We start from the raw sequence: 12,876 nt of genomic DNA on the forward strand, positions 1-12,876 counted from the left end.
GTTCGCATGTGCGGGACAGCGGGCATCTTCCACCTTGAAACGGCCAAGCCGGTCGATCCGGCGCGGGTTCGCGCTATGCTGGACGTGATGCCGCATCGCGGACCCGATGGCAGTGGTGTGTGGACGGCGCCGGGCGTCGGGCTGGGCCATGTGCGCCTTTCCATCATCGACCTTGGCGGCGGGGCGCAGCCCATGCTGACCGAGGATGAGAGTCTGGCCGTCACCTTCAATGGCGAGATTTATAATTTCTCCGAAGTTCGCGCGGAGCTGGAGGCCAAGGGCCATGTGTTCTGCACGGACAGCGATACGGAGGTGATCCTTCACGGTTACCGCCAGTGGGGCGAGGCCTGTGTCGAGCGGTTCCACGGTATGTTCGCTTTTGCCCTGTTCGACGCGCGGGCGCAGTCGCTGTGGCTGGTGCGTGACCGGCTGGGGGTGAAGCCGCTTTATTATGCGCAGCTTTCGGACGGCAGTTTGATCTTTGGGTCGGAATTGAAGAGTTTGCTGGCTCACCCGCTGCTGCGCCGCGCGCCTGATCTAGCGGCGGTGGAGGATTTCATGGCCTATGGCTATGTGCCCGACGACGCCTGCATCGTGGCGGGCGTGCGCAAGCTAAAGGCGGGGCACACGCTGCGGCTGGTGCGTGGGCGGCCCGTGCCGCAACCGCAACGCTATTGGGATGTGAGCTTCGCTGAACGCAGCAAGGCAAAGCCCGAGGCGCTGGAGGAAGAGCTGGTGGCCCTGATGCGGCAGGCGGTCCGGTCGCGCATGGTTTCCGACGTGCCGCTGGGAGCATTTCTGTCTGGCGGGGTGGATAGTTCCAGCGTCGTTGCCCTGATGGCGGAGGCGTCCAATCAGGCGGTCAAAACCTGTACCATCGGCTTCGATGTCGCGAGCCTGGACGAAAGCGCCTATGCCGACCGGATTGCCAGGCGCTTTGCTACCGACCACCGTATGCGGATCGTATCGCCCGATGATTATGGGCTGATCGATACGCTCGCCTATCATTTTGACGAGCCTTTCGCGGACGCCTCCGCGCTTCCCACCTATCGGGTGTGCGAGCTGGCGCGGGAGAAGGTGACGGTCGCCTTGTCGGGCGACGGCGCCGACGAAGCCTTTGCAGGATATCGCCGCCATCGTTTCCAGATGCAGGGGGAGCGGGTGCGCAGCCTCATCCCCGCATCGGTGCGCGAGCCGCTGTTCGGCACCTTGGGCCGCTGGTATCCCAAAGCCGATTGGGCGCCCCAAGCGCTGCGGGCAAAGTCGACCTTCCTCGAATTGGCGGGTGAGGGGAGCGAGGCTTATGCGGCATCCGTCAGCGTGACACCTCATGCCCTGCGACAAAGGCTGTTCAGCCAGGATATGCGCAGTCGGCTGGGCGCCTATCGGGCGGAGGATCGCTATATCCGTGCCATGGCGGAAGCGCCCGCGCGCGATCCTCTCGACCGGGCGCAATATGCCGACATTCATATCTGGTTGCCCGGCGACATCCTGACCAAGACCGACAGGATGAGCATGGCTGTGGGTTTGGAGGCGCGCGAGCCTTTGCTGGACCACCGGCTGGTGGAGTTCGCCGCCCGCTTGCCAGTTGCCCAGCGTATCCGGGGGAATAGCGGCAAATATCTGATGAAGAAGGCGATGGAGCCATATTTGCCCCACGATATTCTCTATCGTCAGAAAATGGGCTTTGTCACGCCGATCAGCAACTGGTTTCGCGGGCCGCTCGCGGGGGAGGCGAGCGCCATTGCGGGTGGCTCGGCGCTTGCCCGAACCGGCTGGTTCGACGCCAAGGCGCTGGGGCGCATCGCGGCCGATCACAAGTCCGGTATGGCCGATCATGGCCGCTTGCTTTGGCAACTGCTGATGCTGGACAAGTCGTTGACCCGCTTGTTCGGCCTTTGACCGGCTGGCAAAGAAGGCGCTTTCACGCAAAGCCTTGCATGGCAGTCCCGCCGGTGCCAACGGAGCGGGCGGGTTAAGGACAAGCAGGACGCAAGTGACAGTTTCGAAGGAAATAGTTCGAGCGCGACTATATCTGCTGTGCCTCCTTGGAGACCTGGCAGGGTTGTTCCTGTCATTTTTGCTGGCGAACTGGTTTGTGCTGGGCGCGCTGCTGGGCGAGCCCGGGAAGCCGCATGGCCTCGTGATGTTCGCCATGGTCGCGCCGCTTTATATATTGCTGGCGGTGCAGGGCGGGGCTTACGGCATTCACATGCTGGACGACATCCGGCGGGGCATCTTCCGTGGGCTGCTGGCGCTGGCGCAGGCGGCCTTGCTGATGCTCCTGGTGGTCTATTTGGGCAAGATCGCCGAACAGCTTTCGCGTTTGACCTTTGTCGTCGGCCTTGGCTTTTCGGCGATCAGCGTCGCGCTGGTACGGCTGGCGATTGCCCGGCTTGGCGCTCGCTTGCTGGGCGAGGTGCCGCACCTTACCGCCGTCATCATGGATGGCGTGGAGATAGAGACCGGCCCGCATATGGAAGTGATCGACGCGGCCGCCGCGAACTTGCGGCCTGCCAGCCACGATGCCGACATGGCGGCACGGCTGGCGGCGGCGGTCGGCATGGCCGAGCGAGTGATCGTCGCCTGCCCGATGGAGCGGATGAGCGACTGGTCGGTGGCGCTCAAATCCCTGTCCGCGCGCGGTGAGATCGTGGTGCCCGAATTGCTGCGTTTCGCGCCAGCGCGCGTCGATGAGTTCGATGGGCAACCGACCATCATCGTGGCGGGCGGCCCGTTTCAGTTCCGGGACCGCATCATAAAGCGGATTTTCGACATCATTGTCGCGACAGCCGCGACCATCGCCATTTCGCCGGTGCTGATTGCCGCTGCGCTGGCGGTGAAGCTGACCAGCCCCGGACCTGTCATCTTCAAGCAGCCCCGGATCGGACGCGATGCGCGGCCCTTCAATATCTACAAGTTCCGGTCGATGCGGATCGACGTGGCTGACCACAAGGCTGACAAGCTTACCGCGCGGGATGATGATCGGGTGACGCCGGTCGGACGCTTTTTGCGCCGGACGAGCATCGATGAACTGCCGCAGCTTTTCAACGTGCTGCGCGGCGACATGAGCATCGTTGGGCCGCGTCCCCATGCGGCAGCGGCCAAGGCGGGCGACAGCCTCTATTGGGAAGTCGATGAGCGTTATTGGGAGCGGCATTGCATCAAGCCGGGCATGACCGGCCTTGCGCAGGTTCGCGGTCATCGCGGATCGACCGACCATCATCAGGACTTGATCGACCGGCTCCAGTCGGACCTTGAATATGTGACGAAATGGTCGATCTGGCGCGACCTGCGTATCATCATGGCGACCATCGGGGTGCTGGTGCATCACAAGGCCTATTGATGCACGGTGTGGACCTTATCCTTTTGCTCGTTCTTGTTGCGTCGGTCGTGGCGTTGCTGTGGCCGTTCCTCTTTTACCCGCTGATCCTGCGCGCATTGCCGACGAAGCCGGAGGCGGCGCGCGCGGGTGAGGTGCCTTCGGCTTCGCTGCTCTTCTGCGCTTATAACGAGGCGACGGCGATGCCGGAGAAGCTGGCCAATCTGGCGATGCTGAAGCGCCGCCATCCCGGCCTTGAGATTCTGGCCTTTGATGACGGCTCTTCCGATGAGACCGCGTCGCTGATAGCCGCGCGGAGCGATCTGGTGACGCTGATCCAGGGTCCGGGGCGCAGCGGTAAGGCGCATGGCATGAAGCAGCTTGCGGCGCGTGCTGTCGGCGACGTGCTGATCTTCACCGACGCCAATGTGATGCTGGACGAGGACGCGATCGGCCATCTGCTTGCTCGCTATGCGGATCCGCAGGTGGGAGGCGTTCTGGGTTCGCTGCATTATATGGGGGAGGGGGAAAGCGCGACGGCGTCGGTCGGTTCGCTCTACTGGCGGATGGAGGAGCGATTGAAGGACGAGGAATCGCGCACCGGCAATGTGCTGGGTGCGGATGGTTCGATCTTTTCCATCCGTCGCGCGCTCTATCCTGTGTTTCCTGACAGTGTGCTTGACGACCTGACGGTGTCGATGGCGGTGGTGTTCGCGGGATCGCGGCTGGTCAAGGCGAAGGACGTCATCGCCAGGGAAAGACTGGTTGCGGGCAGGGGCGATGAATATCGGCGGAAGGTTCGAATCGCCGCTCGCGCATGGCACACGCATCTGCACCTTCGGCCTCAGCTTCGGCGTATGAAGGCGCTCGACCGTTTCAAATATGCGTCTCGCAAGATCATCAGGTGGTTTGGGGGAATTTTCATCCTGACCGGTGGGCTTGCAGCCCTGTTGCTGGCTGTCCGCATTTCGCCTTTGCTGGCTCTGGGTGCAACGGTGCTCGCGTTACTTTTGCTGACGATGGGCTTGCGGGCGAAGTCGGGGCCTTTGGCGGCGGTGACCGATATTCTCATCGCCTATGCCGCGACGCTTCAGGGAGTCATGAAAGCCATGTCGGGCCGAACCGTCACTGTCTGGAATCCCGCAAAGTCACGCTGATCCCTCTCGCCAAAGGCGGGGCATCATGTATAGGCCCTCCCCAATGCTGATCGGAGCCAAGGCGTGATTACTTTCCAGCGGGTGGCGAAAGCTGTCGGCAAGCACCTGACCCGGACCATGCTTGTCCTGCGCAAGGCGATGGGCGCGCGCGCAAACCGGGCGTGCCCGGCATGTGGGCAGTCAGTCGTCGGCTTCTTCCGCTATGGCGAGAATGTGGAATGGGGGTGCCCAAGTTGCGGAGCCTCGCCGCGCGAACGGCTGATGAACCATTTGATCGCGGAAAAGGCCCTTATAGTTCCGGAGCATGGGTCCATCCTGCACATGGCGCCTAACGAAGTCAGCCTTGTCCGTCGCTTTTCCGCCGCCGCCGGTTATGTGCCCGCCGATCTTGATCCGGCGCGCTATTCGGTTCCCGGCATGCGCTGCGTGGACCTGATGGCGTTGGAGGAGGCTGAACAATATGACCTGTTCTACGCCAGTCATGTCATGGAGCATGTGCCCGACGATCATGCCGTTCTGCGCAATATCTATCGCGCGTTGAAGCCCGGCGGCGAAGCCTGGCTGATCGTGCCGCTGTGGGACAAGCCTACCGAGGATGGCAGCTTCGACATGCCGCCTCGGGAACGGGAACGGCGATTTGGCCAGTGGGACCATGTTCGCCAATATGGTCTGGATTTCGCCGATCGTATCCGGGCTGCGGGCTTCCAGTTGGAGGAGATCGACGCGAACGGCATTGATGCCGATACGCGCCACTTCTTTGCGCTGGATGATCGTTTGTTCCGCGCCCGCAAGCCCATAGGAAGCGCCGCCCGGTGAGCGCGCTGGTCGGCAGGACCATCGCGAGGATGGAAGGGTCTGCCCGGTTCATCGCCCTCATCAAGCTCGCCAATGTCGGGCTGACGCTGATCTGGGGTTTCGCCGTCACCTATGTCTTCGTGCGCGTCCTGCCGCTGCGCGAGTTTCAGGCGTTCCTGCTGCTGGTCGCCTTCGGCAACTTCACCATTTCGGCCGAGTTCGGCCTGACCAGCATCATCTATGCGCGGCTGCGGCGTCATTGGCTTGGCCATGGCGGAGATAGCGGGGATGGCTTCCGTTTTGAGGAAATGGGCGTCCTTTTCCTGTTCCTGGGCATGCTGATCCTCGGCGGCGTGGTGATCCTGCTCGTGGCGCTGGTGGCGGGCGGGATCGACACGACGATGCCGCTTCTCTTCATTCTTTTCTTCCTGTCCGCCTGCATCAACCTTCCGGCGTTGCTCGCGAAACGGGCGCTGGCGGCGGTCGATGGGAATTTCGTCTGGGAAGCGCTGGACTGCGTGCGGCGGATGATGACCATCGCGCTGCTGCTCCTTATCCTCAAAGGATTGGACGCGCGTCTTTCGGTGGCGCTGCAACTCATCATCAGCATGGCCGTGATCGGATATGCCATCAGGTTGGTGCATGGTCGGTTGGGTATGACGACGCGGCACTGGCTGGCCTTTCGCCGGGGCGGGGCATATGTGCGCACTCATTATCTGCGGGATATAAGTGCGTCGGCGCTCTTCACCGTGTCGGAGATCGTGGCCTATAATGCGCCCTATTTCACCATAGCGATCGCCACGCAGGATGCGCGGCCGATGCTGCTTTTCGATTTCCTGTTTAAGATGTCGCGGGCGCTTTCCATGGCCATCCGCGCGATGGTGGAGGCCGCGCTTCCTCGCATCACCCGTGCTTTTCATGGGGGAGACCGGACCCGCCTGCGCCAGTTGCTGACACGCGCACTGGCGGCCGGGTTTATCTTCGCCCTTGCCGCGTCGGCTGCGTTGCTGATGCTTGGGCAGTGGGTCTTCGCAAAGCTGTTCGCTGGACGAGCCGCCATTGGCATGACCGATCTGCTGCTGATTGATGGCGCTTTGCTGGCGCTGACGCTGATTTGCGTGTCGGTCTATGTCCAGGCGGCGCTTGGGCGCTTTTCTCATCTGCTCAAGCGCTCGCTTCCATTCCTGGCCGGATCGCTGCTGAGCGTGCCGCTGGCAATGCTTTTCGGTGACGGGTTCGACCAGGGCTTCCTCGCGATTTATGCGCTGACGATGATCGTGGTTGCGGCGCTCCATGGCCTGTCGTTGCGCCGTCTGCTGCAAGGTTCGGCCGCGCGATGAAGATCGCAATGGTCGATCCGTCCCTTTTTACCGGGCGATATGATGACAGCCTGTGCAGCGGTCTTGCCGCACAGGGCGCGGATGTGACCTTGTTCGGCCGCCCGATGCGATCAACTGACGCCATCGCGCCGGAGAATTATCGATACGAACCGCTCTTCTTCTGCCGAAGTGAAGCGCTGCGAGCGCGATTGGGGGAGGGTAAGGCCTTTCGTCTGATCAAGGCTGCCGAATATGGCGCCGCCTGCGCGCTTGGCCGGATCAGTGCGTTGACAGCGGCGGACGTTGCGCATTTCCAATGGTTGCCCCTCGCGCCTGCCGACCGGCTGCTGTTGCGCCGATTGAAGGGGCGGGTTCCACTGATCCATACGGTCCACAACGCGGATGCCTATCATGCCGATGCAGGGGTGCAGGGCAGGGGATATCGGGCTTTGCTCGATATGTTTGACGCGCTGATCGTGCATGGCGATACGACGCGCCAGGCTTTGGAGGCGCAGGGGATCGCACCTGCCCGCATTCATGTGACGCCTCACCCCCCGATGCGTCTGGCAGCGGCTATGTCGGCCGATCTGGCCGCTATTCCCGATCCCTCCGTCCCGCGCCTGCTCTTCTTCGGCACGATCAGGCCCTATAAGGGCGTCGATATATTGATCGAGGCTTGCATGTCGCTCTGGCGGGCGGGGCATGCTTTCGAACTGGTGGTGGCGGGTAAGCCCTTCATGGATGTAACGCCATTGCTGGAAAGAGTCCGGGCTGAGGGCTTTGCCGACCGGCTGATTGCCGATCTTGGCTTCCTCACCGAAGGGCGGCTCGACGCGCATATGGCAAAGGCCGACGCCATCATCTTCCCCTATCGCCAGATCGATTCAAGCGGCGCATTCCTGTCTGCCCTGCACCATGGCAAGGCGATGGTAACATCGGACATGGGTATGTTCGCCGCCTTGCCGGAAGGGGTGGCGATCCGCACAGCGGCCGGAAATCCGGACGATCTTGCTCAAGCCCTCTTGCGGCTAATCCAAAGCCCCGCCATCAGGCAGACGGCTGGCGCGGCGGCACGCGCCTATGGTGAGACTATGGGCAGTTGGAAGGACATGGCCTTGGCAACGATCGGCATTTACCGCTCCGTTATGGCCTCGCGCGCGTGAGCCGATATGTCCGCGAACTGGCCGACCGCGCGCTGGCGATCCGCCTCTCCATCGCCGGGCGGGTGCATCAATATCCGGAGATTCAGGCGCTTCGTCGGTTCCTTTCTGCCTTTGCGGTCGATTGCGTGTTCGATGTCGGTGCTAACCGGGGGCAATATGCGGTCATGTTGCGCAAGGATGTAGGCTTTTCCGGCACGATTCTGTCCTTTGAACCCAATCCCGATATTTTTGCCGAGCTATCCCGCCGGGCGGCCTCCGATCCCAAATGGCATGTGTTCAACCTCGCCTTGTCCGACTTTGAAGGAACGGCCAGTTTCAACATCATGGCGGCCGATCAATTCAGTTCGCTCAAGAAACCGTCGGATCGGCAGGATGCTATCTTCGCCGAGCGCAACAAGGTCACCCGGACGGTCGAGATGCAATGCAGGCGGATCGACACGCTTCTGCCGGAACTACGGGCGGAGCATGGATTTACCCGTCCGTTCCTGAAGATGGACACGCAGGGTCATGATCTTTCCGTTTGCGAAGGCGCGGGGGTCGCGATCGCTGCCATGGCGGGTGTGCAGACCGAACTTGGCGTGAGGCCCATATACGAAAACGGCACCGGTTATCAGGCGATGATCGATTGGCTGGAGCAAAAGGATTTCATCCCCTCGGCCTTTTTCGCCAACAACAAGGGGCATTTCCCGCTGCTTGTCGAAATGGATGGCATTTTCGTCAACCGGACGCTGCTGCCGCAGGAAAGCTGAATGTACGTTCCGCCCGCCCGGCCTATCGATGCCCGCCGCCTTTTCCTGGCGGGTGCCATCGGCCTGACCCTTTGGCTGGGCGCCACTTTCCTGTGGCATGTGACGTACCGGCAAGGTGTCAGCCTGGCCGTCATCCTGTTTCTGGATCAGGATTTCCCCGCGCTGCTGGGCGGGCTGTTACTGCTGACGCTGGCGGCGCTTTTTGCCGAGGGGATGGGGTTCCGCCTGCCAAAGCCCCGCGGGCGGGTGATCGTGCCGCTGATCGTCGTCTTTGGCCTCGTCGCCTGGGCGGGCCATTACTGGCTGTTCCAGAACTATTCGATTTCGCGAGACGAGGAAGTCGCGCGCTTTGCCGCCGCTTATATGCGAGAAGGATTGTTCGCCCGGCCGATCCCCGCCGAATGGGAAGCCTATCGGCGCGCGATCATGCCGGAATTCTTCTCTCCCTTCGGCGCTGCCGACTATTGGACCGCTGCCTATCTGCCGGTGAACAGCGCGATCCAGGCTCTGTTCTGGCAATTGGGAGACCCGAACCTGGCGGGTCCCGCACTGTTGATCGCCGGGCTCTTTGCCCTGTGGCGCGTGGCGCTGCATCTGTTCCCGACGCGGGACGATGCCGTTTGGGTGACGATGCTGCTTGGGTTGTCGTCCACGCAGCTCTGGGTCACGGCGATGACCCCTTATGCGATGACGGGCCATTTCGCGCTCAACATGGTCTGGCTCGCGCTTGTCCTCCGGGGCGGCGTAATCGGTCATGTCAGTGCTGGCGCGGTGGCGCTGGTGGCGGCTGGTCTGCACCAATGGCATTTCCCGCCCATCTTCATCGCGCCCTTCATCCTATGGATGCTCCTGTCGCGCCGCTGGGCCGTGGCCGCATTTCACGTCCTGATCCTGATCGCTATCGTTGTCGTGTGGGCAAAGCTTTGGCCCGGATTCCTTTTGCAGTCGTTAGGACCTGCCGCCGATGTCCGACCTTCCGCAGGGGTGGCGGACAAGGTCGGCAGCCTGTTCGAACGCTTGGGGGATCGCTGGCAACCGCTGGTCAACCTCAGCCGCTTTGCCGCATGGAACAACATATTGATGGTGCCGCTGGCGGCGCTGGGCGTGATGGCGATGCAATGGCGCAAGGCGTCGCGGGGGCAGGAAATCGCACTGCCGCTGGCGCTTGGCTGCTTTGCCGGTTGCGCGCTGGCGCTGGCGCAGGGCTATGGCTGGGGCTTTCGCTATGCCCATGGCTTCATCGGGCCGTTCTGCCTGCTGGCGGGACTAGGCTGGGCGCGTTTCCGTCCAGCGGCGATGCGGCCCATTTACCTGGCCGTTGCGATAACGTTGGCGATGAGCGCCTTTCTGGTCTGGCGCACGCATGTGTTCGTCGCGCCTTACGCAGCTAGCCATCGCATGATCGATGCGTCGAAGGCGGATGTCGTGCTGGTCGATCCGCGCGGCGGATTATATGTAACCGATCTCGTGCGCGGCCGGGACGGCGTGCCGGGGCGGCCCATGGTGATGAACCTTGGCATGTTGACGCTGGGGCAGGTGGACGAGCTTTGCCAGCATTATGTCGTCGAACTGTTCGACCGCGCCGAGTTCCGCCCGTTGGGCATACCGCTCGCTCGCTGGAATCTCGGGCGCATGGACGCGCTCCGCGCACATATGAAGGCTGCTGGATGCGACAAGCCGGTGTTGCCGCCGCTGCCTGAAACCATCGATGATGCGATGAACGCGTCGGGCGACGTGCTATAATCTAGGGCTTGGCGCCCTTCATGAAGACCCGCTTGCCGCCGATCCATGTTTCCAGAACCTGCGTCGCCCGTATGTCGACGGGACGAGCTATGGAGATGTCCCGGTCGATGAGGATGAAATCCGCCCTCTGTCCGGGGATCAGGCTGCCAAAACGCTTATCCGCGAAACCCGCAAAGGCCGCCTGCCGCGTATAGCCGTCAAGCGCTGCCTCAAAGCTCACTCGCTGTTCCGGCATCCATCCGCCTGCCGGTTCGCCGGTCGCATCCTCGCGGCTCATGGCGACGGCCATGCCGACAAAGGGATTGGGGTTCGTCACAGGCGCGCCAGAGCCGAACGCCAATGGTGCGCGATTGTCGAGCATCGCTTTCCACGCATAGCCGCCCTTCAACCGGTTCTCACCCATGCGCGCGACCGCCATGCGCCAGTTTGCGGCCTGAAGCGCGGGCTGCATTGACGCTATGACGCCATTTTGCCCGAAGCGGGGCAGGTCAGCTGGATCGACAACCTCCGCCTTTTCAACCCGCCAGCGCCTGTCGCCCTTGTAGGTTTGGCCCAGTTCCGTGATCGCATCCAGCAGTTCGCTGTTAGCCGCGTCTCCGGAGGCATCGACGGCGATCTGGAAATTGTCCATCGCCGCGCGGCTCATCATGTTGCGCAGCTGCGTGGATGGGATCAGCGAATATCCACGCTGCCCCGGTGCGTCGGCATAATCGGCCTTGAGCCATGCTCCGCGCGACGAGAGCGATCCATCCAACGCCAGTTTCAGTCCGCCCATGCGCAGCCGGTCATCATAGAGCCACGGCGTCGGCTCAGGTCCTGCAATCAGCACCATATTGTCGAGGCCCTGCGCATAGGAGATGATCCGCACGCGCAGCGCCCCCCGATCGGCCGAGCGGCGGAATGCCTGCCAATCCTCGATCGTGGTGCCCATGTCGGCAATGCCGGTGACGCCGTTCGCCAGCAACAATTGTTGCGCCTTTTCCAGCGCGATGTCCCGGTCCTTGGGAGCGGGAGGCGGGGCGACCCGCTGGATAAGGTCCATCGCCTTGCCAACGAAAACGCCGGACGGCTTGCCCCCGGTCATCTCGATCCGGCCACCGGCAGGCGCCTTGCTTGTGGCGCTGATGTCGGCGGCTTTCATTGCCGCTGAATTGGCCCAGCCCACTTGGCCGTCCGCGCTTTCCAGCCATATTGGGACATCGGCGGAGGCAGCGTCGAGATCGGCAGCGGTGGGCGCCCGATTAAGGCCCCAAAGCTCGGCATTCCATCCCCGGCCGATGATCCATTTCCGTCCGGGATTGGCGGCGACATATTCCCGTATCTTGCCCTGCGCGTCAGCCAGTGAGCGCGTGCCGGACAGGTCGAGCGTGATCTGCGTCAGGCCCAACGCCATGACATGGCCATGCGCGTCGATCAGGCCGGGGATCAATGTCTTGCCCCCGCCGTCCAGTTGGAAGTCGAGGCCCTTCGGCCAGCTCTGGCCCTTCTTCAGCTTTTTCTGGCGGGGCGGCGCTTCATAGCGTCCGGGCAGCAGCTTTTCGACCTTGCCCTCATCGTCGATCAGCAGAGCGCGAAAGCGCACTGTGCGTCCATTGGCGTCGACCGCGATGCCATTCACATTGTCGATGACCCCCGACGCCAAAGCGGGAAAGGGCAGGGCGAGCGCGGTGATAGCCGCCAAAAGGGCGGGCTTCATGCCTTGGTGATCCGCCTCACCAGCGCGCTTGTATCCTGTCGGCTTCCGCCCATCGCCTGCACATCGGCATAGAATTGATCGACCAATGCGGTCACCGGAAGGGTCGCGCCATTGGCACGCGCCTCTTCGAGGGCAAGGCCAAGATCCTTGCGCATCCAATCGATGGCGAAGCCGAAATCGAAACTGTCCTGTGCCATAGTCTTCCAGCGGTTATCCATCTGCCAGCTTTGCGCGGCGCCGCCGGACACGGCTTCGAACACCTTGTCCAGATCCAGTTCGGCGGCTTGCGCAAAGCGTAGCGCTTCGGAAAGCCCTTGCAGAACGCCGGCGATGCAAATCTGGTTCACCATCTTGGTCGTTTGCCCGGCTCCCGCACCGCCGACATGCACGATACGGGCGGCATAGCTTTGCATGACGATCCTCGCGGCCTCGACCGCTGGTGCCGTACCGCCGCACATGATCGACAGGCGGCCGTTTTCCGCGCCTGCCTGACCACCCGATACGGGGGCATCGACGCAATGAAGTCCGCGGCTTTCGCCTTCGACGAACAACTGCCGCGCGATCCGGGCCGATACCGTCGTATGGTCGATGAACAGGCTGCCCGGCTTCATCGTCCGGAACGCGCCTTCCTTGCCAACGGTGACCTGCGAAAGGTCATCGTCGGTGCCAACGCAGCTGATGACGATTTCGGCATCTTCCGCCGCCTTGGCAGGGGTGACCGCCACGGCGCCGCCATATGCCTCGGCCCACTTCTTCGCCTTTCCGATTGAGCGGTTGTAGACGGTCAGTTCGTGTCCAGCCTTCGCCAGATGCCCGGCGATCGGGCCGCCCATGACGCCCAGACCGATAAACGCGATATTAGCCATATGCCTCGTACAGTTAGCCGCGTGGCCTTTTGCCATAGGACGAGATTTCGCCAAGGGCCAGTTCCT

10 protein-coding genes are annotated in these 12,876 nt (G+C 62.5%); 8 read left to right on the forward strand and 2 right to left on the reverse strand.

The features are described from left to right. Positions 1–6: 6 nt before the first annotated feature. The 8 genes from ACYU81_RS12690 to ACYU81_RS12725 all read left to right on the forward strand — a co-directional run bounded on the left by ACYU81_RS12690 (position 7) and on the right by ACYU81_RS12725 (position 10,248). Entirely contained in the window at positions 7–1,902 is a 1,896-nt protein-coding gene (locus ACYU81_RS12690; protein WP_460987908.1) for an XrtA/PEP-CTERM system amidotransferase, read from the forward strand. 94 nt (positions 1,903–1,996) lie between these two features. Further along, on the forward strand, positions 1,997–3,346 hold the full coding sequence (locus tag ACYU81_RS12695; RefSeq protein ID WP_460987909.1) for a sugar transferase: 1,350 nt from the start codon (positions 1,997–1,999) through the stop codon (positions 3,344–3,346). Then, positions 3,346–4,479, forward strand: coding sequence for a glycosyltransferase (locus ACYU81_RS12700; protein WP_460987910.1), 1,134 nt, complete (start codon positions 3,346–3,348; stop codon positions 4,477–4,479). Before ACYU81_RS12695 ends, ACYU81_RS12700 begins: the two co-directional genes overlap by 1 nt. 63 nt (positions 4,480–4,542) lie before the next feature. Continuing rightward, positions 4,543–5,295, forward strand: coding sequence for a class I SAM-dependent methyltransferase (locus tag ACYU81_RS12705; RefSeq protein ID WP_460987911.1), 753 nt, complete (start codon positions 4,543–4,545; stop codon positions 5,293–5,295). Positions 5,296–5,324: 29 nt separating this feature from the next. Beyond that, entirely contained in the window at positions 5,325–6,614 is a 1,290-nt protein-coding gene (locus tag ACYU81_RS12710; protein ID WP_460988188.1) for a hypothetical protein, read from the forward strand. After that, positions 6,611–7,756, forward strand: coding sequence for a glycosyltransferase family 4 protein (locus ACYU81_RS12715; protein ID WP_460987912.1), 1,146 nt, complete (start codon positions 6,611–6,613; stop codon positions 7,754–7,756). Before ACYU81_RS12710 ends, ACYU81_RS12715 begins: the two co-directional genes overlap by 4 nt. Next, positions 7,753–8,505, forward strand: coding sequence for an FkbM family methyltransferase (locus ACYU81_RS12720; protein ID WP_460987913.1), 753 nt, complete (start codon positions 7,753–7,755; stop codon positions 8,503–8,505). Before ACYU81_RS12715 ends, ACYU81_RS12720 begins: the two co-directional genes overlap by 4 nt. Continuing rightward, positions 8,506–10,248 carry an MFS transporter gene (locus ACYU81_RS12725; RefSeq protein ID WP_460987914.1) on the forward strand — a complete coding sequence of 581 codons (1,743 nt, stop codon included), beginning with the start codon at positions 8,506–8,508 and terminating at the stop codon, positions 10,246–10,248. It begins immediately after the preceding gene. Between the two features lies 1 nt (position 10,249). Here the strand turns inward: ACYU81_RS12725 and ACYU81_RS12730 are convergent, their stop codons facing one another. Then, a complete protein-coding gene (locus ACYU81_RS12730) occupies positions 10,250–11,944 on the reverse strand; it encodes an amidohydrolase (protein ID WP_460987915.1) in 1,695 nt (564 codons plus the stop codon). Further along, positions 11,941–12,810, reverse strand: a complete 870-nt coding sequence (locus ACYU81_RS12735; RefSeq protein ID WP_460987916.1) for an NAD(P)-dependent oxidoreductase — start codon at positions 12,808–12,810, stop codon at positions 11,941–11,943. The genes ACYU81_RS12730 and ACYU81_RS12735 overlap by 4 nt, the downstream gene beginning before the upstream one ends. Positions 12,811–12,876 lie beyond the last annotated feature (66 nt).

This window comes from Sphingobium sp. TomTYG75, assembly GCF_054771635.1.

Bases quoted from the DNA above. Each gene is read 5' to 3' on its own strand.
- ACYU81_RS12690 (WP_460987908.1), top strand. From the start codon at position 7: ATGTGCGGGACAGCGGGCATCTTCCACCTTGAAACGGCCAAGCCGGTC.
- ACYU81_RS12700 (WP_460987910.1), top strand. From the start codon at position 3,346: ATGCACGGTGTGGACCTTATCCTTTTGCTCGTTCTTGTTGCGTCGGTC.
- ACYU81_RS12710 (WP_460988188.1), top strand. From the start codon at position 5,325: ATGGAAGGGTCTGCCCGGTTCATCGCCCTCATCAAGCTCGCCAATGTC.
- ACYU81_RS12715 (WP_460987912.1), top strand. From the start codon at position 6,611: ATGAAGATCGCAATGGTCGATCCGTCCCTTTTTACCGGGCGATATGAT.
- ACYU81_RS12725 (WP_460987914.1), top strand. From the start codon at position 8,506: ATGTACGTTCCGCCCGCCCGGCCTATCGATGCCCGCCGCCTTTTCCTG.
- ACYU81_RS12730 (WP_460987915.1), bottom strand. From the start codon at position 11,944: ATGAAGCCCGCCCTTTTGGCGGCTATCACCGCGCTCGCCCTGCCCTTT.
- ACYU81_RS12735 (WP_460987916.1), bottom strand. From the start codon at position 12,810: ATGGCTAATATCGCGTTTATCGGTCTGGGCGTCATGGGCGGCCCGATC.